At 65.1% G+C, this 26,046-nt stretch carries 24 protein-coding genes; 10 read left to right on the forward strand and 14 right to left on the reverse strand.

From position 1 onward, the window contains the following. Window positions 1-85 precede the first annotated feature (85 nt). Both rpsU and K410_RS0130405 read left to right on the forward strand, forming a co-directional pair. Window positions 86-382 carry a 30S ribosomal protein S21 gene (gene rpsU, locus K410_RS0130400; protein WP_008546194.1) on the forward strand — a complete coding sequence of 99 codons (297 nt, stop codon included), beginning with the start codon at window positions 86-88 and terminating at the stop codon, window positions 380-382. Between the two features lie 157 nt (window positions 383-539). Continuing rightward, the gene (locus tag K410_RS0130405; RefSeq protein WP_028138367.1) at window positions 540-1,190 is read left to right on the forward strand and encodes a tetratricopeptide repeat protein; all 651 of its coding nucleotides are present in this window, start codon (window positions 540-542) and stop codon (window positions 1,188-1,190) included. 27 nt (window positions 1,191-1,217) lie between these two features. Here K410_RS0130405 and K410_RS0130410 read toward each other — a convergent pair whose 3' ends face one another. From K410_RS0130410 to K410_RS0130455, 10 genes are all read right to left on the reverse strand, one after another. Further along, window positions 1,218-2,147: a hypothetical protein gene (locus K410_RS0130410; RefSeq protein ID WP_028138368.1), complete on the reverse strand. Its 930-nt coding sequence runs from the start codon at window positions 2,145-2,147 to the stop codon at window positions 1,218-1,220. 93 nt (window positions 2,148-2,240) lie between these two features. Further along, entirely contained in the window at window positions 2,241-2,525 is a 285-nt protein-coding gene (locus K410_RS0130415; RefSeq protein WP_028138369.1) for a cupin domain-containing protein, read from the reverse strand. Between the two features lie 56 nt (window positions 2,526-2,581). Continuing rightward, the gene (locus K410_RS0130420) at window positions 2,582-3,679 is read right to left on the reverse strand and encodes a calcium:cation antiporter (protein ID WP_028138370.1); all 1,098 of its coding nucleotides are present in this window, start codon (window positions 3,677-3,679) and stop codon (window positions 2,582-2,584) included. A 49-nt stretch (window positions 3,680-3,728) separates the two neighbouring features. Beyond that, window positions 3,729-5,063, reverse strand: coding sequence for a sodium:proton antiporter (locus K410_RS0130425; protein WP_028138371.1), 1,335 nt, complete (start codon window positions 5,061-5,063; stop codon window positions 3,729-3,731). Between the two features lie 97 nt (window positions 5,064-5,160). Further along, window positions 5,161-5,961, reverse strand: coding sequence for an alpha/beta hydrolase (locus K410_RS0130430; protein ID WP_196236083.1), 801 nt, complete (start codon window positions 5,959-5,961; stop codon window positions 5,161-5,163). A gap of 214 nt (window positions 5,962-6,175) precedes the next feature. Next, window positions 6,176-7,573 (reverse strand): NAD(P)(+) transhydrogenase (Re/Si-specific) subunit beta, encoded by a 1,398-nt coding sequence (locus K410_RS0130435; protein ID WP_028138373.1) that lies wholly within the window; start codon window positions 7,571-7,573, stop codon window positions 6,176-6,178. 39 nt (window positions 7,574-7,612) lie between these two features. Beyond that, window positions 7,613-7,930 (reverse strand): proton-translocating transhydrogenase family protein, encoded by a 318-nt coding sequence (locus K410_RS0130440; protein ID WP_028138374.1) that lies wholly within the window; start codon window positions 7,928-7,930, stop codon window positions 7,613-7,615. A 12-nt stretch (window positions 7,931-7,942) separates the two neighbouring features. Beyond that, window positions 7,943-9,070 carry a Re/Si-specific NAD(P)(+) transhydrogenase subunit alpha gene (locus K410_RS0130445; RefSeq protein ID WP_028138375.1) on the reverse strand — a complete coding sequence of 376 codons (1,128 nt, stop codon included), beginning with the start codon at window positions 9,068-9,070 and terminating at the stop codon, window positions 7,943-7,945. A gap of 138 nt (window positions 9,071-9,208) precedes the next feature. Beyond that, window positions 9,209-9,361, reverse strand: a complete 153-nt coding sequence (locus K410_RS0130450; protein WP_018317799.1) for an aa3-type cytochrome c oxidase subunit IV — start codon at window positions 9,359-9,361, stop codon at window positions 9,209-9,211. 175 nt (window positions 9,362-9,536) lie between these two features. After that, a complete protein-coding gene (locus tag K410_RS0130455) occupies window positions 9,537-11,471 on the reverse strand; it encodes a M3 family oligoendopeptidase (RefSeq protein WP_028138376.1) in 1,935 nt (644 codons plus the stop codon). 127 nt (window positions 11,472-11,598) lie between these two features. Here K410_RS0130455 and K410_RS0130460 point away from each other — a divergent pair, with 127 nt between their 5' ends. From K410_RS0130460 to mepK, 3 genes are all read left to right on the forward strand, one after another. After that, the gene (locus K410_RS0130460; protein ID WP_028138377.1) at window positions 11,599-13,095 is read left to right on the forward strand and encodes a sigma-54-dependent transcriptional regulator; all 1,497 of its coding nucleotides are present in this window, start codon (window positions 11,599-11,601) and stop codon (window positions 13,093-13,095) included. 331 nt (window positions 13,096-13,426) lie between these two features. Then, complete coding sequence (locus K410_RS0130465; RefSeq protein ID WP_028138378.1) at window positions 13,427-15,550, forward strand: L,D-transpeptidase family protein; 2,124 nt, start codon at window positions 13,427-13,429, stop codon at window positions 15,548-15,550. Window positions 15,551-15,831: 281 nt separating this feature from the next. Then, window positions 15,832-17,436 (forward strand): peptidoglycan L,D-endopeptidase MepK, encoded by a 1,605-nt coding sequence (gene mepK, locus K410_RS0130470; protein ID WP_245269567.1) that lies wholly within the window; start codon window positions 15,832-15,834, stop codon window positions 17,434-17,436. Window positions 17,437-17,567: 131 nt separating this feature from the next. Here mepK and K410_RS0130475 read toward each other — a convergent pair whose 3' ends face one another. Together K410_RS0130475 and K410_RS0130480 are read right to left on the reverse strand one after the other, a co-directional pair. After that, a complete protein-coding gene (locus K410_RS0130475; protein ID WP_008546273.1) occupies window positions 17,568-17,840 on the reverse strand; it encodes a DUF2312 domain-containing protein in 273 nt (90 codons plus the stop codon). A gap of 189 nt (window positions 17,841-18,029) precedes the next feature. After that, complete coding sequence (locus K410_RS0130480; RefSeq protein ID WP_028138380.1) at window positions 18,030-18,335, reverse strand: DUF1244 domain-containing protein; 306 nt, start codon at window positions 18,333-18,335, stop codon at window positions 18,030-18,032. 174 nt (window positions 18,336-18,509) lie between these two features. On the opposite strand from K410_RS0130480, the gene K410_RS0130485 reads away from it, so the two are divergent. Together K410_RS0130485 and pyk are read left to right on the forward strand one after the other, a co-directional pair. Then, on the forward strand, window positions 18,510-19,091 hold the full coding sequence (locus K410_RS0130485; protein ID WP_028138381.1) for a DUF1036 domain-containing protein: 582 nt from the start codon (window positions 18,510-18,512) through the stop codon (window positions 19,089-19,091). Next, window positions 19,088-20,524: a pyruvate kinase gene (gene pyk, locus K410_RS0130490; RefSeq protein WP_028138382.1), complete on the forward strand. Its 1,437-nt coding sequence runs from the start codon at window positions 19,088-19,090 to the stop codon at window positions 20,522-20,524. Before K410_RS0130485 ends, pyk begins: the two co-directional genes overlap by 4 nt. Window positions 20,525-20,674: 150 nt before the next feature. Here pyk and K410_RS0130495 read toward each other — a convergent pair whose 3' ends face one another. After that, entirely contained in the window at window positions 20,675-21,355 is a 681-nt protein-coding gene (locus K410_RS0130495; RefSeq protein ID WP_028138383.1) for a TetR/AcrR family transcriptional regulator, read from the reverse strand. A gap of 518 nt (window positions 21,356-21,873) precedes the next feature. Between K410_RS0130495 and K410_RS0130505 the strand changes: the two genes are divergently transcribed. After that, on the forward strand, window positions 21,874-22,158 hold the full coding sequence (locus K410_RS0130505; protein ID WP_155253754.1) for a hypothetical protein: 285 nt from the start codon (window positions 21,874-21,876) through the stop codon (window positions 22,156-22,158). Window positions 22,159-22,383: 225 nt separating this feature from the next. Here K410_RS0130505 and K410_RS0130510 read toward each other — a convergent pair whose 3' ends face one another. Further along, window positions 22,384-22,548, reverse strand: a complete 165-nt coding sequence (locus K410_RS0130510) for a Flp family type IVb pilin (RefSeq protein WP_028138385.1) — start codon at window positions 22,546-22,548, stop codon at window positions 22,384-22,386. 415 nt (window positions 22,549-22,963) lie between these two features. On the opposite strand from K410_RS0130510, the gene K410_RS0130520 reads away from it, so the two are divergent. After that, entirely contained in the window at window positions 22,964-24,469 is a 1,506-nt protein-coding gene (locus tag K410_RS0130520) for a hypothetical protein (RefSeq protein ID WP_028138386.1), read from the forward strand. A 32-nt stretch (window positions 24,470-24,501) separates the two neighbouring features. After that, window positions 24,502-26,004, forward strand: coding sequence for a hypothetical protein (locus tag K410_RS0130525; protein ID WP_028138387.1), 1,503 nt, complete (start codon window positions 24,502-24,504; stop codon window positions 26,002-26,004). The last annotated feature ends 42 nt before the right edge of the window (window positions 26,005-26,046 follow it).

Raw genomic sequence — 26,046 nt, forward strand, 5'->3', positions numbered from 1 at the left:
CGCCCTCAAGGTTAAGGGCTTGCGCGTTTCGCCATCCCCTTCGTCTTACCAGAATTCAAATCCGATCCACTCAAGAGGATGCCGCGTGCAGGTTCTCGTTCGCGATAACAATGTCGATCAAGCCCTCAAGGCGCTGAAGAAAAAGATGCAGCGCGAGGGAATTTTCCGCGAGATGAAGCTCCGCGGTCACTACGAAAAGCCCTCCGAGAAGAAGGCCCGCGAAAAGGCCGAAGCCGTGCGCCGCGCACGCAAGCTGGCCCGCAAGAAGCTGCAGCGCGAAGGCCTGCTGCCGATGAAGCCGAAGCCGGTGTTCGGCGCCGGTCCCGGCGGTGATCGCGGCGGCCGTGGCGGCCCCGGTGCAGGTCCGCGCGGACCGCGCTGATCTACTGGACCCCGCAAGACTTCAGTTTCCCAAGTCTTCAATTTCCCAAGACTTCAGTTTCCGATGACGCGGGCCCCTGGCCCGCGTTATTGTTTGTGAACGGTGCCTTTCTGGGACGGGGCACTACCAGTGCGGCACGAGCGCGAGCGAACCGTAGATGGCTTCCCCTTGCCCCGAGCGCGGCTTGACGCGGCGACGCCTGATCTGGCGGCAGCCGTTCGCGCTGGCTTTGATGGGGATTACGCTGTGCGGCTGCTCCTTCGATCTGGGATCGTTGATGCCGGAGAAGGACAAGCCGCAGGAGGCGCCGAAGGCGGCCGCACCCGCTGAGAGCGCGGTGAGCCCCGGCAACGTCGCCGAAGCGCAGGCCCATACCGCAAAAGCCCAATCCCTGGCAAAGTCAGGCGAGACCGCGGCAGCGCTCGACGAGTTCAATCGCGCGGTCGGTCTCGATCCCTACAACGCGCAGGCGCTCTATGGCCGCGCCCTGATCTACCAGGCCAATCATCAGCACGACTTCGCAATTGCCGATTTCAGCGCCGCGAGCGGGCTCAACCCCCAGAAGGCCGAGCCGCTGCTCGGCCGCGCCACCAGCTATCTCGCGCTCGGCAAGATCAAGGAGGCCGCAGCCGATCTCGATGAGGCCTCCGAGGCGGATCCGCACAACGCGCAAGTCTGGACCACGCGCGGACAGGCCTATGAACGGCTGGGCGACAAGGCCAAGGCGGCGGCCTCCTACACCAGGGCGGTCGCGCTTCGGCCACGCGACGACACCGCACGGAGCGGCCTTGCCCGCGTCGGCGGCTGACGGCTCGGTCGCAGCGCAGGCGCTGTCTCAGTCGGGGGTGGCGCTCTTCGGCAGAACCGAGTGGAACATCGACTTCATGCCCGACAGCATCTCGTCGGCCACATTCGTCTTCTTCGGCCGCGGCAGGGCGGCGCCGGCATCGGCGCGCAGATCGAGCGGCGGCGCGATCACCGGCACGGGGATGTCCGCCGGCGGCGTGATCCGATTCGGGTCGTCGTTGCCGACCGAGGCCGTATAGGACGGCGAGGAACCGCCGTTGCCATAGCTCTCGGGCGAGGGCGTGGACACCGTGATCGGCGGTGGCAGCGGCCTGACCGCCGAGGGCTCCGTCGCGATGACGCGCGGGGCCTCGGGGACGCGGGTAGCTTCGCGCACCGCTGGCTCCGGAGTCCGCTCGACCGGCTTGGTCTCGGCAGACTTGGTCTCGGCAGATTTGGCTTCGGCAGCTTTGCCCTCAGGCGACTTGCGAAGACGCTCGATGGCGGCGCGCGCCAGATCGTTGGCATCGGGGGTCGCAGGCTGGGATGCTCCAGCCGGCGCGGCATTGGCCTCCGCGACCGGTGCAGCGGCTGGCGGGGTCGCCTTCGCGGCAGCCTTCTCGCGCGCAGGGGAACGGCCGTGCGAGGGAGTGTCGGCAGGCGCGACGTCTGCAGCCTTGGTCTCATGCTTGTCGGTGGGCTTCTCGGCCGCAGCCTTGTCCGCCACCGCCTTGTCCGCCGCACCCTTGTCGGAAATGCTCTTCTCCGAGATGCCCCTGGCCTTGACGCCGGGCGCAGGAAGGTTGGCGGTGTCGGTCGGCTTGCCGTCGCTGCCGGCCTGGGAAGGGGCCACCACGGCCGCAGGGGCATCAGCCGCCGGCTTGGCGTTGATGTAGTGGTTAACGATGTACGCCCCGATGATCGTCGCGAGCACCGAGGGGAAAATATCCATCGAAATTTTAGCGAGGTATTTCAGCATTCCGGCCACTCCCCGCGCGATCTGATGCGGGAACTTTGGGGCATTGTAAGGGATCAACTGCGACGGATCGATGGCAAGTGTTAAGGCCCGGACTTACGGCTTGAGCTCGATCTCAAGGAACACGATCTCAGTTGAGGTTTCGTTAAGTACGTCATGTTGGACGCCCGCCTTGCGGAAATAGGATTTCCCGGCCGCAAGCTGCGCCTTGGACCGCTCGCCGTTGGGCGCCACGATGGTCATTTCGCCGGCGACCACGGGAACAATCACGTAATCCATGCCGTGGGTGTGATGGCCGGTGGCGCTGCCCGGATCGAGCCGCCATTCGGTCACCCGCACCTGTTCGTTATCGACCTGAACCTCGGATCTGGCGGCAAGCATCGGGACTCTCCTGGGACGCGATCCGGCCATGAGGCCGGCGGACGCGCAAAATGGGTTCAGGGCACGAAAACCATGAAGACGTAGACGGCAAATACCACCATATGGACCAGCCCGAACAGGACGTTTGTTCTGCCCGTGCCGAAGGTCAGCATGCTCAGGAAGAAGGTCAGGAGCAGGAGCACGCTGCCCTGGGCGCTGAGGCCGAGCTCGAGCTCCTTGTCGAGCGCGTAGGTGGCAATGCCGACGGCCGGAATCGTCAGCCCGATGGTGGCGAGCGAGGAGCCGAGCGCGAGGTTGATGCTCTTCTGGAGGTCGTTCTTGCGGGCCGCAGTTACCGCCGCGACGCCTTCCGGCATCAGAATCAGCAGCGCGACCAGAAGTCCGGTGAAGGCCGGCGGCGCGCCGATCCTGGCTGCGACGGCGTCGACGACCAGCGAGAATTTCTTGGCGAGCAGCACAACCGCCAGCAGCGCGACCAGCAGCAGCACGACGCTGAGCGCCAGCATCCTGCCCGACAGACGCCCCTCGCCGCTGCCGCCGTCTCCCCGATCATGCACGAAGTAGTCCTTGTGCAGCACCATCTGGGTGTAGAGAAACACCCCGTACAGCGCGAGCGTGACGACGTCGACGAAACCGAGCTGAGCTGCCGAATAGACCGGCCCCGGCGTGCTGGTCGTGTAGTTCGGCAGGATCAGCGTGATGGTCGCGAGCGCGAACAGGACGCTGAGATAGACGTTGGCGCCGGAGAGCTGAAACCCCTGCTCGCGATAGCGCAGGCCGCCGATGAAGATGCAGAGCCCGACGAGGCCGTTGCAGACGATCATGACCACGGCGAACACGGTGTCGCGCGCCAGCGCCGGCGCGGGCTTGTCGCCGAGCATGATCGTGGTGATCAGCGCCACCTCGATGATGGTCACCGAAAGCGTCAGCACCAGCGTGCCATAGGGCTCGCCGACCCGTTCGGCGATCACTTCGGCATGATGAACCGCGGCGAACACCGTGCCGAACAGAATGATGAGCAGCACGGCCGCGAAGACGAGCCCGCCCAGCGACAGCGTGAACACGTAGTCCGTCGCGCTGACGGCTGCGAACAACAGCACGGCCAGCGCCGGAAAGATCCAGGCCGACCGGGGCATCGGGTTATGCGCGCTCATCCACCAATTCCATCTGCTCGGATGAGCAGTAGCAAATCAGGCACGAGATTCAATGCCAGTGCAGGATCGGCGAGACCGGCAGCAGCGTCAGCAGCACGAACAGCGGGATCAACACTGCGCCGGCACGCAAGAAATAGCCGAAGAAGCTCGGCATCGCGATGCCGTTCTCACTGGCGATGCTGCTCACCATGAAGTTCGGCGCATTGCCGATATAGGTGAGCGCTCCCATGTAGACGGCCCCCATGGAGATCGAGGCGAGCGTACCCGCAAGCTGATGCATCAGCACCTGCGGGTCACCGCCGGCGAGCTCGAAGAACAGCAGATAGGTCGGCGCATTGTCGAGGAACGCCGACATCAGGCCGGTGAACCAGAAATAGGCGACCTCGCGCGGGGTGCCGTCCGGGGCGGTCACCGCAGACAGCAGCCATGCGAACGCACCGCGATCGCCGGCATTGAGCATGGCGATGACAGGGATGATGGCAACGAAGATGCCCGCGAACAGTTTTGCCACCTCGCGGATCGGCTCCCAGGTGAAGCCATTGGCTTGCCTGTGCTCGTCGGCCGTCAGCCATAGCGACAGCGCCGCAATGGCCAGCAGCGCCAGATTGCGGGCGATGTCTTCCAGCGCCAGCTTGGTGCCGAGAATGTCGAGCGCAATGCCGGACTTCCACATCGCCGACAACAGCAGGCTGGCGACGATGGCCGCAATCAGCACCAGATTGACAAGGCCTCGGATGCGGACCGGCTCAGCAGAACCGACGTCGACAGGCGGAGGCTCGGCGCGGAAATGCCAGACGTCGATCGCCACGAACATCGCGAGTAGCAGCATGGCCACGATCGCCGTTTGCAACCAGATGGTCCGTGTCGTCCAGAAGAAGTCGACACCATGCAGGAAGCCGACAAACAGCGGGGGATCGCCGAGCGGGGTCAACGCGCCTCCGACATTGGCGACCAGGATGATGAAGAAGACGAAAACGTGCACGTTGTGGCGCCGCGCCCGGTTGGCGCGGATCAGGGGCCGGATCAGGATCATCGCGGCACCGGTGGTCCCGACGATGCTGGCCCCCAACGTGCCGAGCGCGAGAATTCCCAGATTGGTCACGGGCGAGGCCTTGATGTCGCCGGTGATCAGAATGCCGCCAGACACGACGTAGAGCGAGAACAGCAGCAGTATGAAGCCGAGATATTCGGTGAGTACGGCGTGAACGAGCGCGGCCAGCGTCGTCGCAACGCCGGCGAAGACGACGAGAGCGGCTAGCGCCAGCAGCGACCAGGCAGCAGCGATCTTGCCGTAATGATGGTGCCAGATCCTTGCAAACAGCAGCGGCCCCAGCGCGATCGACAGCAACAGACCGGCAAAGGGCAGCGCATAGGGCCAGCGCATCGCCGCACCATCGAGCCCGGTCGCGGCCCAGGCCGGCTGCGGCAACAAGGTGAGAATGGCGAGGAGGAATGCGCCCCTGAGCCGCGTGACGGATCGTTCAATATCCAATGAAGCGCCTTGCCGTTTCGACCGCACCGAAACTGTCGAGATTGTCATGTCCGCCGCCCGCAAAGCGCACGAACCGCTTCGGTTCATGCGCGAGCGCGAACAGACGCTCACCGAACAGGATGGAAATGGCAAGATCATTGGTGCCATGCATCACCAACAGCGGCACCGTGACGCGCACGATCCGTTCGTCGGAGCGAAACTGGTCGCGCATGAGCAGGCGCACCGGCACGTACCGGAAGGCCAATGCTGCAACGTCGGCCGTGGACGTATAGGGAGCCTCCAGGATCAACTTTCCGATGGCGTGTTCGGAGGCGAGCGCGACCGCCACGCCCGTCCCCAGCGAAAAGCCCCAGGCGACGATTCGTTCCGCCCCATAGCGCGCGCTGGTAAAAGTGTAGGCGGTGGCCGCGTCGCGCAGCAGGCCCTGCTCGCTCGGCGCGCCGCTCGAGCCGGCATAGCCGCGATAGGACAGCGCGACGAGACCGGTGCCGTCGGCAATCATGGCCTTGAAGCGATCGGTGCGGCCCGCGAGGAAATCGCCGTTGCCAGGGAAATACAGGATCACGGGCCGACCGGGCCTCGCCGGCACGTGCCAGACGATGACCTTCTCGCCATCCGGGGTGGTCAGGACATGCTCTTCTGCCTCGGGCAGACCTGCCGCACCGGGTGCAGCGCGACCGACTGGCGGGATCGGAAACAGCATCTCGCGCTGCCGGACATACAGCACGACGAGCCCGGCGAGATAGACGGTCACGAGCAGGATGACAGTCCACTTGGCGATGGCGATCATGGCACGTCCGGCCCCGGTTTGAACTCAGGGCTTGCGACGGCTCCGCAGCAATTTCATGACGTCGGGCCGAAGGCTTGCCGGTACGTCGCGACAGCCGCACGCCGCCTGTGGGCGGCGTGCCTCTTGACGCGCTGCTCGCGCGTGGCCTTGGGCGGCATGCGACGGGACCGGTGCAATTCCGTGTTGATGGCCACGGTCCGCTTCCTTCGTGCGGCTACATCGCCTTGACGATGTTCTCGGTGACCTTCTTGGCGTCGCCGAGCAGCATCATGGTGTTGTCGCGGTAGAACAGCGGATTGTCGATGCCGGCGTAGCCGGAGGCCAGCGAGCGCTTGATGAACATCACAGTGCCGGCCTTCCAGACCTGCAGCACCGGCATGCCGTAGATCGGCGAGGTCTTGTCCTCTTCGGCCGCCGGGTTGGTGACGTCGTTGGCGCCGATCACGAAGGCGATGTCGGCCTGCGCGAATTCGGAGTTGATGTCCTCGAGCTCGAACACCTCGTCATAGGGCACGTTGGCTTCGGCGAGCAGCACGTTCATGTGGCCGGGCATACGGCCTGCCACCGGATGAATGGCGTATTTCACCTCGACGCCTTCCTTCTTCAGGATGTCGCCCATCTCGCGCAGCGCGTGCTGGGCCTGCGCCACCGCCATGCCGTAGCCGGGCACGATGATGACCTTCTGCGCGTTCTTCATGATGAAGGCGGCATCGTCCGCCGAGCCGAGCTTGGCGGGCTTCTGCTCGCCCGTCCCGCCGCCGGCTGCGGCGGTCTCGCCGCCGAAGCCGCCGAGGATGACCGAGATGAAGGACCGGTTCATCGCGTGGCACATGATGTAGGACAGGATCGCGCCGGAGGAGCCGACCAACGCGCCGGTGATGATCAGCGCGGAATTGCCGAGCGTGAAGCCGATGCCGGCCGCAGCCCAGCCGGAATAGGAGTTCAGCATCGAGATCACGACCGGCATGTCGGCGCCGCCGATCGGGATGATCATGAGCACGCCGAGCGCCAGCGCCAGGATCGTGATCATCCAGAAGTCGAACGCCCCGCCGGTGAGGACGAGACGGACGATGAAGAACACCAGCGCGACGGCGAGCGCGATGTTGATGATGTGGCGGCCGGGCAGAATGATCGGCGCACCGCTCATGCGCGCGGACAGCTTCAGGAACGCGATCACCGAGCCGGTGAACGTCAGTGCGCCGATGGCGACGCCGAGCGACATCTCGACCAGGCTCGATGCATGAATGGCGCCGGGCTTGCCGATGTCGAACGCCTCGGGCGCATAGAACGCGCCGGCGGCAACCAGCACCGCGGCCATGCCGACCAGCGAGTGGAAGGCGGCAACCAGTTCCGGCATCGAGGTCATCGGTACGCGGCGGGCGATCACCGCGCCGATGCCGCCACCAATGGCGATGCCGAGGATCACCAGGATCCAGGCGACGCCGTCCGCCGGCGGATGACTGGCGAGCGTGGTCGCGACCGCGATGCCCATGCCGATCATGCCGAACAGATTGCCCTGGCGCGACGTTGCCGGGCTCGACAGCCCGCGCAGCGACAGGATGAACAGCACCCCCGCCACGAGATACAAGAATGCAGAGAGATTGGCGCTCATCTCAGGTCCCCATTGATCCCTTCAGCCCGAGGTGGCCGCTTACTTGGCTTTCTTCTTGTACATCGCCAGCATGCGCTGGGTGACAAGGAAGCCGCCAAAGATGTTGACGCAGGCGAAGATGAGCGCGACGAAGCCGAAGCCGCGCGCCCAACCCGAACCGCTCGAAACCATGCCGACGCCGACCGCGAGCAGCGCGCCGACCACGATCACCGAGGAGATCGCGTTGGTCACGCTCATCAGCGGGGTGTGCAGCGCCGGGGTCACCGACCACACCACGAAATAACCGACGAAGACGGCGAGGACGAAGATCGACAGCCGGAAGACGAAGGGGTCGACGACCTGTGCAACATGCTCCATGGCGATCTCTCCTTATGCCTTCGGCTGGAAGTTCGGGTGGATGACGGCGCCGTCTTTCGTGAGCGCGGTCGCCTTGACCAGCTCGTCGTCCCAGTTGACGGCGAGCTTCTTCTCTTTCTTGTCGACCATGGTCTCGATGAAGGAGAACAAATTGCGCGCGTAGAGGCTGGAGGCCGAGGCCGCGACGCGGCCGGCGACGTTGGTGTAGCCGACGATCTTGATGCCATCGAGGTCGACGACCTCGCCCGGCTTCGCGCCCTCGACATTGCCGCCGCGCTCGACGGCGAGATCGACCAGCACCGAGCCCGGCTTCATCGACTTCACCATCTCGGCACTGACCAGCTTCGGCGCCGGCCGGCCCGGGATCAGCGCGGTCGTGATCACGATGTCCTGCTTCTTGATGTGCTCGGCGGTGAGCGCGGCCTGCTTGGCCTGATATTCCTTGGACATTTCCTTGGCATAGCCGCCGGCGGTCTGCGCGTTCTTGAACTCCTCGTCCTCGACGGCGAGGAATTTTGCGCCGAGCGATTCGACCTGTTCCTTCGTGGCGGGACGCACGTCGGTCGCGGTCACGACCGCACCTAAGCGGCGCGCGGTCGCGATGGCCTGGAGGCCGGCGACGCCGACACCCATCACGAACACCTTGGCCGCGGGCACGGTGCCCGCCGCGGTCATCATCATCGGGAAAGCGCGGCCGAAGGCCTCCGCGCCCTCGATCACGGCGCGGTAGCCGGCAAGGTTCGCCTGGGAGGACAATACGTCCATCACCTGCGCGCGGGTGATGCGCGGCATCAGCTCCATTGCGAAGGCGGAGACGCCGGCATCGGCAATCGTCTTCAGCGCGGCCTCGTTGCCATAGGGATCCATGATGGCGATGACGAGCGCACCGCGCTTGTACTGCGACAGCTCCGAGGCCTCGGGACGCTTCACCTTGATGATGATGTCGGCATCTTTCAGCGCGTCGGCGCTGACAATGGCACCTGCGGCCGTGAATTCGGAATCCGGCAGGCCCGATTTGAGGCCGGCGCCCGGCTCGACGGCGATCTCTGCGCCTAACGCCTTGAACTTCTTCACCGTATCAGGCGAAGCGGCGACGCGCGGCTCCGATGGATCGATTTCCTTGGCAACGGCGATCTTCATAGGTCCTCCGGCGGCGCGGGACAGCGCGCGCGCAAACTTGAGCGTTACTCCCGCGGCGTTCGATACCGGTTTTGGCACCGGCTTGAATGCAAATATTCTGGGCAGCTGCTGCCGCTGGCGTGTGCAGCTGCCGATCGGTCAGGTCAGGAAGATCGCCATCAGGATCACGATGAGCGCGACCGAGGCCGTGCCGTACTTCACCAGCTTGATGAAGCCCTCGTAGGTCTGCTCGTGAGCAACGTAGTCGTTGCCGTCGGCGGTGCTGTACGCCACTTCGCTATGGTCAGCCATGGAATGTCCCCAGTCGAAAGTTCAATTCGTGGGCTGGGATACCGCAAACTCTCGGGCAGGGCAACGGCAGGGGGGCGCGGTTTTCCCGCAAATCAGGTCATTTGGAATTCCAATTGCCGCGGATCCGGGATCAGCCGCCGCCCCGAGCACCAGTTAGGACGAAGCGATCGCCCGCTCAGCCCATCGCCTCCAGCTCGTCGATCATCCCGGCGATGACCGAGAGGCCGCCATCCCAGAATTTGGGATCCTTGGCATCGAGCCCGAACGGTCGCAGCAGCTCGGAATAATGCTTGGTGCCGCCGGCGGCGAGCATGTCGAGGTAGCGCTCGGCAAAGCCCTCGGCCGCGTTCTCGTAGACGGCATAGAGCGAGTTCACGAGGCAATCGCCGAAGGCATAGGCGTAGACGTAGAACGGCGAGTGAATGAAGTGCGGGATGTACATCCAGTAGTTCTCGTAGCCCGCCTTGATCTCGATCGCCGGCCCGAGGCTCTCGCCCTGCACCGACAGCCAGATCTCGCCGAGCCGCGTCGCGGTGAGTTCGCCGTTCTTGCGCTCGGTGTGGACTGCGCGCTCGAAGGAATAGAACGCGATCTGCCGCACCACGGTGTTGATCATGTCCTCGACCTTGCCGGCGAGCAGCGCCTGGCGCTGCTTGGCGCTCTTGGTCTGCGCCAGCAGCCGCCGGAAGGTCAGCATCTCGCCGAACACGCTTGCGGTCTCCGCCAGCGTCAGCGGGGTCGGCGCCATCAGCGCGCCGTTCTTCGCGGCGAGCACCTGGTGCACGCCGTGGCCGAGTTCGTGGGCGAGCGTCATCACGTCGCGCGGCTTGCCCTGGTAGTTCATGAGCACGTAGGGGTGCGCGGACGGCGTGGTCGGATGCGAGAACGCACCCGGGGCCTTGCCCGGCCGCACGGGCGCGTCGATCCAGCGATCGGTGAAGAAACGCTCGGCGATGTCAGCCATTTTTGGCGAGAAGCCGCGATAGGCCGTCAGCACCATGCTTCGCGCCTCCGGCCAGGCGATGACGTCGGTCGCGGCGAACGGCAGCGGCGCATTGCGGTCCCAATAGGCCAGCCGCTTCTTGCCGAACCACTTCGCCTTCAGCGCATAATAGCGATGCGACAGCTTCGGATAGGCCGCGCGCACCGAGGCGACCAGCGCGTCCACCACTTCGCGCTCGACCCGGTTGTTGAGGTGCCGGGAATCCGCGACGTCCTTGAAACCGCGCCAGCGGTCGGAGATGTCCTTGTCCTTGGCGAGCGTGTTGGTGATCAATGCAAAGGTGCGCTCGTTGGCCTTGAACGTCTTCGCCAGCGCCTCCGCCGCGCTCTTGCGCTTCGCGCCATCGCGGTCCTGCAGCAGGTTCAGCGTCGGCTCGATCGCGAGCTCCTTGGACCCGACCTTGAAACGCAGGCCCGAGATGGTCTGGTCGAACAACCGGTTGAACGCGGAATAGCCGGTCTGGGCTTTCTCCAGGAAAAGCTGCTCCAGCTTGTCGTCGAGCTGATACGGCTTCTCCTTGCGCAGATCCTCGATCCACGGACGGTAGTAAGCGAGCTCGGGAGTCTGCATGGCGCGGTTCAAAATATCGTCATCGACGCGATTGAGCTCGAGCGCAAAGAACAGAAGATGCGTCGATGCCGCCGTCAGCTGCTCGGAGACATCGCCATAAAACTTTGAAATCTCAGGGTCCATGCTGTCGCCGGCATGGACGAGCCCGGCATAGGAGCCGAGGCGGCCGGCGAGATCATCGATCGCCTCATAGCGTCGCACGGCCTCCGCGAGCCATTTTCCGCCATCTTCGTTTGCTGTCCCTGTCGCCAGCTTGCCCTTGTAGTCGGTCTCGAACGCGATGCAGTCGGCAGCCATCTTTTCGAGATCGCGCGCCACTTCCGGCGCATCGATCCCGGAATAGAGATCGGCCAGGTTCCACTCCGGAAGCTTGCCGGTCTTGCTCGCGGGCTTGGCGCGTGACGTCTTGGAGGGCTTTGCCTTGGCGACGGATTTCTTGGCGGATTTCGTGACGGCAGATGTCTTGGCGGAAGATGTCCTGGCGGCAGGCTTGCGGAGAGCAGACTTCTTGAGAGCAGAGTTGGAGCGCGAATTCATTGTGTGGGAAACCTGTGTTCAACAATCGCGGCGGCGGGCGGGGGCATCAAGGTTTAAGAGTGCGTTAATCGGCTTCGGCCAGAGTGCCCCGATTCGAGACAGATAGTAGTAGCGTGCGGGGAACACCATGGCTGCCAGTATTTTGATCGCCGACGACGACGCCGTAGCCCGCCGGCTGGTCGAGAACATGGTGCAGAAATGCGGCTATGAGACGATCGTCGTGGATTCCGGCGATGCCGCGATCGCCGCCCTCACCGCTCCCGATGCTCCGGCCATCGACGGCGTCATCCTCGATCTCGTGATGCCCGGCCTCGACGGCATGGGCGTGCTGGCCAAGATGCGTGAAGCGGGCCTCAGCGTCCCCGTCATCGTGCAGACCGCGCATGGCGGCATCGACAACGTGATCTCGGCGATGCGCGCTGGTGCGGCCGACTTCGTGGTCAAGCCGGTCGGCCTGGAGCGACTTCAGGTTTCGCTACGCAATGCTCTCAACGTCTCCGCGCTCAAGGGCGAATTGCAGCGCATCCGGCACAGCCGTGAGGGCCGGCTGACGTTCTCCGACATCATCACCCGCGCCGAGGCGATGGCGCCGGTCATGCGCGCCGCGCAGAAGGCGGCGAACTCTTCGATCCCCGTTCTGATCGAAGGCGAGTCCGGCGTCGGCAAGGAGATGTTCGCGCGCGCCATCCATGGCAGCGGCGAGCGCAAGGCAAAGCCGTTCGTTGCCGTCAATTGCGGCGCCATTCCCGACAACCTCGTCGAATCCATCCTGTTCGGCCATGAGAAGGGTGCCTTCACCGGCGCCACCGAGCGGCATATGGGCAAGTTCGTCGAGGCCCATGGCGGTACGCTGTTTCTGGACGAGGTCAGCGAGCTGCCGCTGACCGCTCAGGTCAAGCTGTTGCGCGCGCTCCAGGAGGGTGCGGTCGAGGCGGTCGGCGGCCGCAAGCCGGTCAAGGTCGACGTCCGCATCATCTCGGCCACCAATCGCAAGCTGCTGGAGCGGGTGAAGCAGGGACACTTCCGGGAAGACCTGTTCTATCGTCTGCACGTGCTGCCGCTGACGATCCCCTCGCTCCGGGCCCGGCGCGAGGACATCCCGCATCTGCTCCGGCATTTCCTGGCGCGCTTTGCCGCCGAGGAGAATCGTCAGATCGCCGGCATCAGTGGCGAGGCGATGGCGCATCTGGCCCAGCTCGACTGGCCCGGCAACATCCGCCAGCTCGAGAACGCGGTCTACCGTGCCGTAGTGATGAGCGACGGCGACCAGCTCGGCCTCAGCGATTTCCCCCTGCTCGCTTCGCAGCCGCAGCCCATCACGGAGATTCCGACCGCCCCGCTGATGCTCGAGCCGGCGGCCACTCCTTCCGTCGTGTCGGGCAATGAAATACCAATCGCGCCGCTTCCGGCCGCCGGAACTCTCGCCATGCTGACCCCGACCGGCGAGGTCCGCCCGCTCGAGGACATGGAGAACGAGATCATCCGCTTCGCGATCTCGCATTATCGCGGCCAGATGTCCGAGGTGGCCCGCCGCCTCAAAATCGGCCGGTCCACCCTCTACCGCAAACTCGACGAGGCCGGGGTTCCCGGCCATGGCGGGAAAAGCGGCGAGGAGACGCACTGAGCCTCGCTGGGCAATACGAGGGGCGGCTGTAAGCCATTCCCACGACGACAGAATTCGACTGCTTGTTGAACCGTGACTTGGAAGTGACAGACACAGGGAAAAGCGCGTGGGGCCAGCGCACAATCCGTTGCCAAGAGGCTGCCTTGAAGTCAGTTTGGCGTGAATTGTCCCGGGTAGCGCTGGCTGCAAAACCGGGGCCTGTATATCGTCTGCGTGGGAATCGTTGCGTGCAGGCGTGCAACTTTCGAGAGGCCGGCGCGATTTAGCCGAAGCTCATAGGCGATAACGAAGCTGTTCCATGAGGGACAGTTCACCCGAGGGGTGCGACACAATGCGGAACTGTTTGAACCACCGTGCGGGCTTTGACCGCGTCTTGATGACGGTCGCGGCCACTTTCCTCACGGTGTCGGCCAGCTCGGCCCTGGGGCAGGACCAGGCGCGCAGCAGCGCGGCCGAGCTCGCGATCGAAGCCGCGATCCCGCGGCCCGAGCCGGCCAACGTCCCGCCCCCGACCGCAGCTGACATCAAGCTCGACACCACCGCCACCGTTCAGGATTCCGCCAAGGAGCCGAAGGAGCCGGTGAAGGCTGACGTCGCCCCCGCGCCGGACAAGGTCGAGACCAAGCCTTCCGAGCTCGCCAACTCGCCCGCCACCGCAACGCCGGCTGCCCCTGCGGCACCCGCTGCGGCTCCGGCCGCCGAACCGGTCAAGGCCGCGAGCAACGTTCCCGCCGCCGACCAGCCGGTCGCCGACAGGCTCAAAGATATCATCGGCGCCAAGACCTCACGGCACTTTGACCGCAAGAACGAGCGCGCCGCGGTCGAGAAGTTCTACGGCGCACGCGATTTCGCGCCGGTCTGGACTCAAGGCGGCTCTCTCACCGCTGCGGCCAAGGGCGTGATCGCGCGGCTCAAGGACGCGGCCTCCGACGGTCTCAATCCCGCCGATTATCCGGTGCCGGATTTTGCGGCCGCCACCACGCCCGATGCGCTGGCCGATGCCGAGCTCAAGCTCACTGCCAGCATGTTCGACTATGCGCGCCATGCCCAGAGCGGCCGCATGCATTGGTCGCAGGTCAGCGGCGACATTCTTTATCCCGAGCATCCGGTCGACCCCAACGAGGTGCTCGCCAAGGTCACGACCGCGGCGGACGCTTCCGCAGCGCTCGACAGCTACAACCCGCCGCACAAGCTCTACAAGCAGCTGAAGGCCAAGCTCGCGGAGCTTCGCGGTCAGGGCAACGGCCCGGTGATCGAGATCGCCGACGGTCCGGCGCTGAAGTATACGGCGGCCACCAAGAAGCATGCCGAGATCGTCGTGGAAGATCCGCGCGTGCCGCAGCTGCGCGCCAAGCTCGGCCTCGCCGAGAACGGCAGCGACACCCGCTATGACGCCGCCGTCGCCGACGCGGTGCGCAAATTCCAGAGCAGCGCCGAGTTGAAGCCGACCGGCATTCTCGACGACAAGACCGTCAGCGCGCTCAACACCCCGAAGCGCGACAAGCAGATCGACGTGGTGCTGGTGAACATGGAGCGCTGGCGCTGGCTGCCGCGCGACCTCGGCGCACCCGCGCTGGGCGATGCCTATGTCATCCTCAACATTCCCGATTTCACGCTGAAGGTGATGCAGCGCGGCCAGCAAGTCTGGACCACGCGCGTCGTCACCGGCAAGCCGGGCAAGCATGCCACGCCGCTGCTGACCGAGACGATGAAGTACATCACGGTCAATCCGACCTGGAACGTGCCTCCGTCGATCGTCTACAACGAATACCTGCCGGCCTTGCAGCAGGACCCGACGGTGCTTCAGCGCATGGGCCTCAGGCTCGAGCAGAACCGCGACGGCTCGGTGCACATCTCGCAGCCGCCCGGTGAAGCCAATGCGCTCGGTCGTGTCCGCTTCAACTTCCCGAACAAGTTCCTGGTCTATCAGCACGACACGCCGGACAAGCATTTGTTCGCCAAGGAAGAGCGCGCCTTCAGCCATGGCTGCATGCGGGTGCAGAATCCGGATCAGTACGCCTCCGTGCTGCTCAACATCGTCATGCCGAACGAGAAGTACACGCCCGAGCGCATCCGCAGCATGTACGGCAAGAGCGAGATCGACCTGAAATTCCCGACCCCGATCCCGGTGAACATCACCTATCAGACCGCGTTCGTGGATGACGCCGGCAAGCTGCAATTCCGCAAGGACATCTATGGCCGCGACGCGGCCATGATCAACGTCCTGAAGAACAACCGCGGCAAGGACCTCGAGGCCGTCGTGGCCCATTCCCAGCCCAGCTATTCGCGCCCGGCGACGACGCTGCCCTCGGGCGTGGCGGTGGCCAACAATGGCGGGGGCTTCGGCTCGTCCGGGCCGAATTTCTTCGAGCGGCTGTTCGGGGCGCCGACCCAGGCCGCGCCGCCGGCGCCGGTCGGGCGCCGGCCCCAGCAGCAGCGGGTGTTCACCCGCTGAGCCCGTTTCGGCGGCCTTTTTTCGAATCCTGCAACGATATCAACGGCCCCGTCCCAGCGACGGGGCCGTTTAACGTTAACCATTCTCCACCTGCATCCTGGCAGCGGGCGTTTTTTTGCCACAGTCAACCGGTTAGGATCGTATTCTGACTTGGTTTGGGGGCGGGAAGGTCAACCTCGAATTAACCTTCTCGCTTTAAGAAAGCGTTCATCCTCTTTCGCACTGCTAACGGGGTTGGCGGGAGAGTCCATTGAACGCTCGTCGACTGGGTGGGCTCATACGTGCTGACTGGTCTCGCACGCCAATTCGCTGTGCTGTCGTTGTCCCATGCGGGAGTGAAGGCCGGTTCGCGGATCGGCCTCACTGCCGCATTGCTGCTTGCGGGCGCAGGCTCGGTTCATGACGCCGCTGCGCTGAACGAGACCAAAACGCTTTCTTTCCACCACACCCATTCCGGCGAAGACCTCACCGTCACCTTCAAGCGTGACGGGCGCTACGACGAAGCCGCGCTGAAGCAGCTCAACCACTTCCTGCGCGACTGGCGCACGCAGGAGGCGACAGTCATGGACCGTCGCCTGTTCGACATCCTCTGGGAAGTCTATCGCGACGTCGACGGCAAGCAGCCGATCCAGATCATCTCCTCCTATCGCTCGCCCGCCACCAACGCCATGCTCCGCCGCCGCTCCTCCGGCGTGGCGCGCTCCAGCCAGCATATGCTGGGACATGCGATGGACTTCTACATCCCAGGCGTGCCGCTGGAGCAGATCCGCTTCGCCGGCCTGCGCCTGCAGCGCGGCGGCGTCGGCTTCTATCCGACCTCCGGCTCGCCCTTCGTGCATCTGGACACCGGCAGCGTTCGGCACTGGCCGCGCATGACGCATGACCAGCTCGCCCGCGTGTTCCCGGACGGCAAGACGGTGCATCTGCCGACCGACGGCGTGCCGCTGAAGGGTTATGAGGTCGCCAAGGCCGAGATCGAGCGCCGCGGCAGCGGCGACGATGCCGGCAGCAAGCCGAGCTTCTTCGCGGCGCTGTTCAAGGGCAAGTCGGCGGCTCCGGCCGCCAGCGACGAGGATGACGAGGGCGCCCCCACCCCGGCCGCGAAACCCGCGGCCCCGACCGTCGTCGCAGCCAAGCCCGCCGAGCCGGTGCCGACGCCGCGCGCGAAGCCGCAAATGGCGATGATCCAGCTCGCCTCGGCCGATGCGCAGCTCGTTGCGCCCCCCAAGCCGAAGCCCGCGCCGGTGGCTGACAAGCCCGCTGCCGCCAAATCCGTCGACGGCAAGCCGGAGACCCCGGCCGACATCATCAATGCCCGCGGCTTCTGGGATGATATCCCGGCCACGCCGCAGCAGGCGACGCCGGCCCAGGTCGCCGCACTGAAGGCCCGCCAGGCTCTTGCCGCCGCCACCGATCCGCAACCAACCGCGAGCCTGCCCAACACAGCTCTTCAGGCACTGGCTTACGCGCCGGCCGCCTCCCCGGTCGACCGCGCCAATGTCGTCGCCGCCTCCGCGCCGATCCCGCGTTCGGCCCGCCCCGCATCGCGCAGCCTTGCTCAGGCGACGGAAATCAACACGGTGGTCGGCAAGAGCATCGACGGCATGGTCGCGACCGCGACGCGCCTCTCCGCCGCCAAGGGCGAGAGCGTCTGGCTCAAGGTCGTGATGCTGTCGCCGAGCGCCAGCCATGCGATGTCGGTGACGCTGATGGGCGAGCTCGATACGGCGGCGCTGCGCACCTATTTCGTCAAGCCGCGCGCCGTGATCGCGATGGGATTTGCCGAGGATCCGATGCAGGGCCTGTCCTGCGATACGTTCTCCGGCAGCGCCACCGCGAAGCTCCAGACGACGTCATTCGTCGTGCGCACCGCCGCGCTGCGCTGATAATCTCGAAACTCGGTCTCGTAGCCCGGATGAAGCGAAGCGCAATCCGGGAACGCTGTCTCAAATGCAAGAACCCGGATTTCGCTTGCGCTCCATCCGGGCTACGGCGGCGGTGATTGAGGCGACACGCCTCAGATCATGCCGAGCGCCTGCATGTAGGTCTCGAGGATCGTCTCGGCCTCGGCGCGCTCGTTGGGGTCCTGCTTGCGCAGGCGCACGATGGTGCGCAACGCCTTGACGTCGTAGCCGTTGCCCTTGCTCTCGGCGTAGACGTCGCGGATGTCGTCGGAGATCGCCTTCTTCTCTTCCTCCAGCCGCTCGATGCGCTCGATGATGGACTTGAGCTGGTCCTTGGCAAATTTCGTCGCGGGCTCGTCGTCGCGGACGGCGGCGGAGGTGGCCATCTAGGTACTCCCAATGGAACTGGCAAAACGAAGTGACGCCGGCATCCTCACCGCGCGTGCTGGCTAGAACCCTTAGGGTCGGTGCCGACTGCGTTCAAGGCAGCATCGCGCTCGTCCACAGCGCGCCCACACCTTCCTGCTTCGTGGCGCAGAAAGCTGTTGTGTGGTGCGACTCAGTGTTTCGCGAACTCAGTGGCCGTGCGGATGGACCTTCTTCATCGTCTCGAGCTGCTGCGGCGTCGCCGTGCCCTGGTATTTCGCTTTCCAGGTCTCATAGGGCATGCCGTAGACCGCCTCCCGGCTCTCGTCCTTGCTCAAGGGGACGCCCTGGGCGTCGGCGGCTTCCTTGAGCCAGTTGGACAGGCAGTTGCGGCAGAAGCCCGCCAGATTCATCAGGTCGATGTTCTGAACATCGGTCCGCGTCTTCAGGTGATCGACCAGGCGCCGGAAAGCGGCCGCCTCGAGCTCGGTCCTGGTTTTGTCGTCGATTGCCATGGCTGTATCCCCTTGGGCCTGCCCCGATGGGTCACCCTTACGGGATCAGGTGGGCACTGTCACAGATTTTGCCATATCCCGGCGCAAACCGGCCGGAAGCTGGCCTGCCGCTCTTTGGGGGCCGTTCCCGGCCCTACGCCAAATCGTCAATGATCTGGTATAGCTACCGCGACAATGATTGCCGAATCTCCCCGCTCCCCGCTTCGCCTGCTCGCCCGGTTGGTCCCGGTGCTGGTGGTCGCCTGGCTGTGCCTTTGCGCCAGCCCGGCCGCCGCCGATTTCCGCCTCTGCAACAACACTTCGAGCCGGGTTGGCATTGCGCTCGGCTACAAGGACGCCGATGGCTGGACCACCGAGGGCTGGTGGAACATCTCCTCACGCTCCTGCGAGACCCTGCTGCGGGGAACGCTGGTGGCCCGTTACTATTACATCTACGCGATCGACTATGATCGCGGCGGCGAGTGGTCGGGGCAGGCCTTCATGTGCTCGCGCGACAAGGAGTTCACCATCCGCGGCACCGAGGATTGCCTCGCGCGCGGATACGACCGGACCGGCTATTTCGAGGTCGACACCGGCGAGCAGCGGGCCTGGACGGTGCAGCTGACCGACGCCAACGAACAGCCGGCGCAACAGCGCGTGCCCGGCCTGCCCGGCCCGGTTGGCCCGGGCGGGGTTCCCGGTTTGCCCAATGGCCCTCCCGGTGCTACGCCCCCCGGCTCGCCCGGCCTGCCACCCCCGTCTGGAAATAAGCCATGAGGCGTCTGCGCCGTATCAAGATTCTCGCGACCCTGGGACCGGCGTCGTCAGACCTCGCCATGATCCGCCGCCTGTTCGAGGCCGGCGCCGACCTGTTTCGCATCAACATGAGCCACACCCCGCATGACAAGATGCGCGAGCTGGTGGCGACGATCCGCAACGTCGAGTCCAGCTACGGCCGGCCGATCGGCATCCTGGTCGATCTCCAGGGCCCGAAGCTCAGGCTGGGTGCCTTCGCCGAAGGCTCGGTCCAGCTCCAGAACGGCCAGACCTTCACGCTCGATTCCGACAAAGCGCCGGGCGATGCCACGCGCGTCCAATTGCCTCATCCCGAGATCCTGGCCGCGCTCAGGCCCGGCCACGCGCTGCTGCTCGACGACGGCAAGGTGCGCCTGATCGCGGAGGAGACCTCGAAGGAGCACGCGGTGACGCGTGTCGTGGTCGGCGGCAAGATGAGCGACCGCAAGGGCGTCAGCCTGCCCGACACCGACCTGCCGGTCTCGGCGATGACGCCGAAGGACCGCGCCGACCTTGAGGCCGCCCTCGTCACCGGCGTCGACTGGATCGCGCTGTCCTTCGTGCAGCGCGCCGACGACGTGCTCGAAGCCAAGAAGATGATCCGCGGCCGCGCCGCCGTGATGGCCAAGATCGAGAAGCCGCAGGCGATCGACCGCCTCGCCGACATCATCGAGGCCTCCGATGCGCTGATGGTGGCGCGTGGCGACCTCGGCGTCGAGCTGCCGCTGGAGCGCGTGCCGAGCCTGCAGAAGCAGATGACGCGGATGGCCCGCCGCGCCGGCAAGCCGGTGGTGATCGCGACCCAGATGCTGGAATCGATGATCCAGTCGCCGGTCCCGACCCGCGCCGAAGTCTCCGACGTCGCCACCGCCGTCTATGAAGGCGCCGACGCCATCATGCTGTCGGCGGAATCGGCCGCCGGAAAATTCCCGGTCGAAGCAGTCTCGACCATGAACCGTATCGGCGAGGAGGTCGAGCGCGACCCGACCTACCGGTCGGTGATCATGGCCCAGCGCCCGGCGCCGGAAGCCACCGCGGGCGATGCCATCGCCGATGCCGCGCGGCAGATCGCCGAGACGCTCGACCTGCCCGCCTTGATCTGCTGGACCTCGTCGGGCTCGACGGCGGTGCGCGTGGCGCGCGAGCGGCCGAAGCCGCCGATCGTGGCGATCACCCCGAACATCACCGCTGGCCGCCGGCTCGCGGTGGTCTGGGGCGTGCACTGCGTGGTGGCCGAGGACGCGCGCGATCAGGACGACATGGTCGCCCGCGCCGGCCAGATCGCGTTCCGCGACGGCTTCGTCCGCGCCGGCCAGCGCGTGATCATCGTCGCCGGCGTGCCGCTCGGCATCCCCGGCACCACCAACATGGTGCGCATCGCCTCGGTCGGCCCCGAGGGCGACGCGAATATGTAGGTCCGCTTGGGCCCGCCAAGCAAAATATCGAAAAACAACCCCATGCACAGTAGCCGGAGCGTCCGGCGCGCTTGCTGTGTTTTCACGAAAAGACTTGCCACGTCAGCGGCTTGAGCGGAATCAAGCCGCCGCCTGCCTCACGCGGCGATTTTACGCGCCCACCAGCGCCTTCGTCGTCGGAAGCAGGGTCTGCTGCACCACGAGGCCGCGGGCGCGGGCGTCCATGACGCCGACCGCGCGCAGCGCCAGCAGCGTCACGGTCTGAACCGCATCGCGCATCTTGACGGGATCGTCGAGATTGTCGGGCGCCAGCGGCCCGACCAGCGCCTCATGCAGCGCGCCGAGCAAGGCGGTGGCGGCGAGCGCGGTGTCCTGCGCTGGCAGGTGACCGGCCCGCACCGCAGCGTCGATGCGGGCGGCCATCTCGCCCGCGATCTCGCGCCGGCTGGCGAGGCGCGAGGCGCTGACATCGACATCGACGGGCTCGGCCAGGATGCCCCAGGCCAGCCGGCGCTGCGACAGGGTATGGACCGCCACGGTCGTCACGGCTGCGGCCAGCGCCGAGGACGGGCCCGGGGCGGCGTCGGCCGCCCGCCGGATCGCCGCAAGCTCGTCGCGGGAGACCTCGGCAATGAGTTCAGAGATCAGCTCGGCCTTGGAGGGGAAGTAGCGGTAGACCGTCCCGGCCGCGACATTGGCCCGGACCGCGACCGGCGCGATCTGCACCGCCGCCATGCCGCCTTCTGCCGCGGTCTCCCGCGCCGCCGCCAGAATCGCGCTGCGCCGCGCCGCAAGGCGCTTCACCACTTGATGCGTCCGCCGATAAACCATGGCGCGCTTCCTGTCCCACACGCCAGCCGCACGCCCTGCGGCCGAACGCGTCGTCACGTCAAAGATGCAAATCGTCCCGCAAGGACTGAACAACTATTCAGGAGCGATGACAAGATGGGAAATGCGTGGAGCGTCGCGGGTAGCAGACGGAGGCGCCGAGGTTGACGGCGGCATTTTACCGAGGTCGCCGATAAAGTGGCAGCTTGCCGAGCAAGGCAGGATCTTCTGGCCGGTCGCGTTCGACGTGTAACAACGAATCGGCCGCACGCGTCATCTTCGAGGTCTTGGGACGCCCCGTTCGCCAGTTTGAGTTCAGGTGATCGTGAGTGTCCCCGTGGGATTGTGCTGCGGTCATATACTTGTAAGTTCATTTATGATGTTCGCAGCCGGACGTTGACGTGAGCCGGGCGCGGTTGCTGATGGCCTCGAGCTTCGCCGCCGGCCATTTCGAAAGTTCGAGCGGCATCGGCGCTGTCAAGCCACGGCGGAGAGTCTCTTGTACGAACGAAGCGTGCGACATGACTTGGCTCATCGGCCTTGTCATTGCACTCATTCCTTTTCTCATGCTGACCTCCGCTCGCGTGACGGCCGCTGAACTATTCTCGGTACGCTGCGAGGGTGGCGCGCCCGTCCGCCCCTACTTTGCGACCTTCGACCTCGATGCCAAAGCTGTCGTGTTTGAAACACCGCCGATAGACGTCGAGACAAACTTCGGCATCATCTGCATTCGGGAGTCGAGGGCGATGCAGCGCGACCTCGCACCGTCATGCAGTGCGAGGAAGTACCGCCTCGAACAATCATAGAACCTTATAGAGGCCCACAGCGATAACAGTTGCCTCTCCTGCTCGCGAATGTGCGGCTACGTGCAGGGCTGTCTGATCGATAACTACACTCGCGACCGAGATCTTGAAGCGGGCTCGTAACGGTACGGAGGCAATGCAACTGGCAAGCCCTGCGCACAGGCCCCGTCAAAAAGCAAAGAGCCCCGTCAAGGACGAGGCTCTCCAGAATTCCTGGGTCGTCCGGCTTTACTTGAGGCCGGTCGAGATGGAGGTGAACTTGGTGTTCAACGTGCTGCCGAGATTGTTGACGACGGTGATAATCGCCAGCGCGATGCCGGCGGCGATCAGGCCGTATTCAATGGCGGTGGCGCCGGATTCATCCTTCACGAAACGCGCAACGAGGTTCTTCATGGAGTGCTCCAAATGAGTACACGAGACTTACAACTGATCTGGTCTTCCCGGCTTCCCAGCGCCGCCGACCGTGAAACCGAACGTAGAGGCAAAGAATTGCGCCGCAGTTAATTCGACTGCGTAAACACCGGGCGGATTGCGTGTGTCGGCCGATGGTAAAATCAAATCTAAAACAATCTGTTAAATTGTCGGGACTTGAAGTCGGCATGGCGCTGCGGATTTACCCGAAGTTATGACCGCCGTGATCCAATGCCACCCGCTCGAACTGAAGTGCGACGAGCTGAATCCTTCGTCGCGTTTCACCGTCGTTGCTCGGGCGTGATCTCTCGGAAAACCGCACCACACTTTGCGCGAACGCGGCGCTGCGGGTCCGGATCATGCTCGACCGACAAGGACAACAGGACGACGAGGCGGCATGTCCCTTTCCTTTGCCGACGGCATCGCGGTGCAGAGCCGCGCGAGGGCTCTCGTGCCGCTGTGCGCCGGTGCCGGCGCCTATCTGCTCTTCCTCTATCTCGGCGACACGCGGCTGCAGGATTCCGACACGTTCTGGCAGATCAAGATCGGGCAATGGATCCTCGATCACCGCGCCATGCCCACCATCGACCTCTATTCCTTCACGCGAACGGGCGCGCCGTGGATCTCGACGTCGTGGCTGTCGCAGGTGCTGTTCGCCTCCTCCTATGCGCAATGGGACTGGGCAGGTCCCGTCATCCTCACCGCGCTGGGCGTCGCGCTCGCGGTAGCGATCTTCGTCTATCTGCTCGGCACGCAGATCGAGGCCCCACGCGCCGTGCTGTTCGCGATGCTGGCGCTGCTGCTGTCGGCCCATCACGTGCTGGCGCGTCCGCATATCCTGGCGCTGCCGGTCATGGTGGCGTGGATCGGCCTGCTGATGGCGGCCGCCGACCGCAGGTGCGCGCCGTCATGGTACTGGCTGCCGCTGATGGCGCTCTGGGCCAATCTGCACGGCGGTTTCGTGCTGGGTCTGGCGCTGATCGGCCCGATCTCGCTCGAGGCCGTCGAGCATGCCGAGAAGGGACGGCGGCTCCGCCTGTTCATGCGCTGGGTGCTGTTCGGAATCGGCGCGCTGATCGCGAGCTGCTGCACGCCCTACGGCTGGCGCACGCTCCAGGGCGCGACCAGCATCCTCGGGCTCGGCGAGCTGCTGTCGCTGATCTTCGAATGGATGCCGGCGAACTTCGCCACCTTCACCCCGTTCGAAGGCGCCCTGCTCGGCCTGATCGCATTCGGCTATTATCGCGGTCTCGTGCTGTCGGCGCCCCGGATCTTCCTGATCCTGTTCCTGACCTGGAGCGCGCTGACCCATGTCAGGAGCATCGAGGCATTTGCGTTCCTGGTGCCGCTGGTGCTGGCAAAGCCGCTCGGCGAGATGTTCCCGCGCGCGGCGGCTGACGGCGTGGGTGCCGATCGCTGGCCGGCCCGCTATGTCACCGCGACAGGCGCGCTGATGATCGTGGCGGCCAGCTGGACCTCGACGTCGCTCTACATGGCGCACCACCGCTTCAGCTTCACGATGACGCACACCCCGGTTGCGGCGGTCGACCTGCTCGAGCAACGCAAGGTGCAGCGCATCTTCAACGCCTATCAGTTCGGCGGCTATCTGATCTCCCGCGATATTCCGGTCTTCGTCGACGGCCGCGCCGAGCTCTACGGCGAGAAATTCGTCGTGGACTTCTTCAAGGCGACGGAAGGCAAGAAGCCCGAATTGCTGCCGCGCCTGCTCGACGAGTACAAGATCGACGCCACGCTCCTGGTCGCCGGTGCGCCGGGCCCGCAGATCCTCGACCAGCTCAAGGGCTGGAAGCGCATCTATGCGGACGATATTGCCGTCATTCACGTCCGAGACCATGCGGAGGCCGCGACCGCTGCGCCTCCGAATCCGACAGGCCGGCCTTGACCATTCCGGCTGCTCCCGGCTCGGACCGATCGGTGGCGATTGCCGTGCTTGCCATGCTGGCGGCCGTCTCGTTTCTTCCAGTGCTGCTGACCCCCATTCCCGCGATGGTGGATTATCCCAATCACCTCGCCCGCATGTACATTCTGAGCCAAAGCGGCACCCCCGATGCCAATCCGCATTACGAGGTGGCCTGGGCGTTCTATCCCAACCTCGGCATGGATCTGCTGGTCCCGCAGATGGCGCGGCTGATCAGCGTCGAGAGCGCCACACGGCTGTTTCTGCTGCTGAGCCAATTGCTGATCGTTTCCGGCGCGCTGCTGCTCGAATGGGTCCGGAAGGGACGGGTTCAGCTTGCCGGCTTCGCTGCGCTGGCTTTCCTCTACTGCCTGCCGTTCAGCTGGGGCTTCGTAAACTTCGAGTTCGGCCTCGGCCTCGCACTCTGGGGCATCGCCGTTTATCTGATGCTGGCGGAAGGCCCATGGCCGGCGCGTTTTGTCGCCAATTTGATCTTCGTCGCTGCGCTCTATGTGGCGCATTTCTTTTCGCTCGGCATCTACGGCGCGACGCTTGGCTTTTTCGAGCTGTCGCGCATCCGCCAACGGCAGGTCGTCTATCCCGTCGCGGCCGCGCGGCTCACTGCGTTGGCGCTCCCGGCGCTCGCGCTGCTTGCGATCATGCACGTCACTGCAGGTTCGGTCGGAAGCGAAGGCACGAGCTGGTTCCTGGGATTCAAGCCGATCTGGCCGCTCCGCATCATGAACGGCTACAATCTGACGACGGCGGCAGCGACCGGGCTGGCGCTGGCGGTCGGGGTGCTTGTCGCCGCAAGACGCGGCGTCCTCAGGCTCGAGCCTTCAGGGATCTGGCTCGCGGTCGGTTTTGCGCTGCTCTATTTTGCCATTCCTTCGAAGCTGTTCGGAACCTCGTTCGTCGATCTTCGCGTGATTCCCGCCGCGGCGCTGATCCTGCCCGCCTTCTGCTCGCTGTCACTGCCGAGCCGTGCCTGGAGGATGGCTGCGCTCGCCGGCATCAGCGGCATCATCCTGCTCAATCTCGCCGTCGTTCTGTCGGTGTGGCTGCCTTACCGCGCCGATTACGCGGCGATCATCGCCTCGTTCCAGAAGATCGATCGCGGCTCGCGCATCCTGGTCGGCAGCGCGGACGACAATGGAGATCCGCCCTTCGCCGACCTCACGTCGTATCCGATGTATTATGCGCCGACGCTGGCCGTGCACTACGCAGGCGCGTTCGTGCCCAACCTGTTCACCGAGGTGGGCAAGCAGCCCGTGCGGCCGCGCGAGACCGTGCGCAATATATCCATTCCCTATGGGGGGCCGGTGCCGGCGGGCCTCCTGGCCGCGATCGCGACCGGTCAGCCACCTGCGGACGTTCCGCCATTTGTCCGCACCTGGTACCGGGATTTCGACTACCTCTATGTACTGGGATCGCCGGCCGCCAATCCGCTGCCGGAGCGGCTGGAGCTGCTGGAGACCTCGCAGCGATTTGCTCTCTACAGGATCCGCCGCAAATCCTAGAGCCAGGCCGGCGCTCCCAAGCGTGGTTAACCGGCTTCCGGC

Origin of the sequence: Bradyrhizobium sp. 22 (assembly GCF_000482425.1) — a bacterium.
GTDB classification, from domain to species: Bacteria; Pseudomonadota; Alphaproteobacteria; order Rhizobiales; family Xanthobacteraceae; genus Bradyrhizobium; species Bradyrhizobium japonicum_B.

Bases quoted from the DNA above. Each gene is read 5' to 3' on its own strand.
- K410_RS0130405 (WP_028138367.1), top strand. From the start codon at position 540: ATGGCTTCCCCTTGCCCCGAGCGCGGCTTGACGCGGCGACGCCTGATC.
- K410_RS0130410 (WP_028138368.1), bottom strand. From the start codon at position 2,147: ATGCTGAAATACCTCGCTAAAATTTCGATGGATATTTTCCCCTCGGTG.
- K410_RS0130415 (WP_028138369.1), bottom strand. From the start codon at position 2,525: ATGCTTGCCGCCAGATCCGAGGTTCAGGTCGATAACGAACAGGTGCGG.
- K410_RS0130420 (WP_028138370.1), bottom strand. From the start codon at position 3,679: ATGAGCGCGCATAACCCGATGCCCCGGTCGGCCTGGATCTTTCCGGCG.
- K410_RS0130425 (WP_028138371.1), bottom strand. From the start codon at position 5,063: ATGCGCTGGCCCTATGCGCTGCCCTTTGCCGGTCTGTTGCTGTCGATC.
- K410_RS0130430 (WP_196236083.1), bottom strand. From the start codon at position 5,961: ATGATCGCCATCGCCAAGTGGACTGTCATCCTGCTCGTGACCGTCTAT.
- K410_RS0130435 (WP_028138373.1), bottom strand. From the start codon at position 7,573: ATGAGCGCCAATCTCTCTGCATTCTTGTATCTCGTGGCGGGGGTGCTG.
- K410_RS0130440 (WP_028138374.1), bottom strand. From the start codon at position 7,930: ATGGAGCATGTTGCACAGGTCGTCGACCCCTTCGTCTTCCGGCTGTCG.
- K410_RS0130445 (WP_028138375.1), bottom strand. From the start codon at position 9,070: ATGAAGATCGCCGTTGCCAAGGAAATCGATCCATCGGAGCCGCGCGTC.
- K410_RS0130450 (WP_018317799.1), bottom strand. From the start codon at position 9,361: ATGGCTGACCATAGCGAAGTGGCGTACAGCACCGCCGACGGCAACGAC.
- K410_RS0130455 (WP_028138376.1), bottom strand. From the start codon at position 11,471: ATGAATTCGCGCTCCAACTCTGCTCTCAAGAAGTCTGCTCTCCGCAAG.
- K410_RS0130460 (WP_028138377.1), top strand. From the start codon at position 11,599: ATGGCTGCCAGTATTTTGATCGCCGACGACGACGCCGTAGCCCGCCGG.
- K410_RS0130465 (WP_028138378.1), top strand. From the start codon at position 13,427: ATGCGGAACTGTTTGAACCACCGTGCGGGCTTTGACCGCGTCTTGATG.
- K410_RS0130475 (WP_008546273.1), bottom strand. From the start codon at position 17,840: ATGGCCACCTCCGCCGCCGTCCGCGACGACGAGCCCGCGACGAAATTT.
- K410_RS0130480 (WP_028138380.1), bottom strand. From the start codon at position 18,335: ATGGCAATCGACGACAAAACCAGGACCGAGCTCGAGGCGGCCGCTTTC.
- K410_RS0130485 (WP_028138381.1), top strand. From the start codon at position 18,510: ATGATTGCCGAATCTCCCCGCTCCCCGCTTCGCCTGCTCGCCCGGTTG.
- pyk (WP_028138382.1), top strand. From the start codon at position 19,088: ATGAGGCGTCTGCGCCGTATCAAGATTCTCGCGACCCTGGGACCGGCG.
- K410_RS0130495 (WP_028138383.1), bottom strand. From the start codon at position 21,355: ATGGTTTATCGGCGGACGCATCAAGTGGTGAAGCGCCTTGCGGCGCGG.
- K410_RS0130505 (WP_155253754.1), top strand. From the start codon at position 21,874: ATGACTTGGCTCATCGGCCTTGTCATTGCACTCATTCCTTTTCTCATG.
- K410_RS0130510 (WP_028138385.1), bottom strand. From the start codon at position 22,548: ATGAAGAACCTCGTTGCGCGTTTCGTGAAGGATGAATCCGGCGCCACC.
- K410_RS0130520 (WP_028138386.1), top strand. From the start codon at position 22,964: ATGTCCCTTTCCTTTGCCGACGGCATCGCGGTGCAGAGCCGCGCGAGG.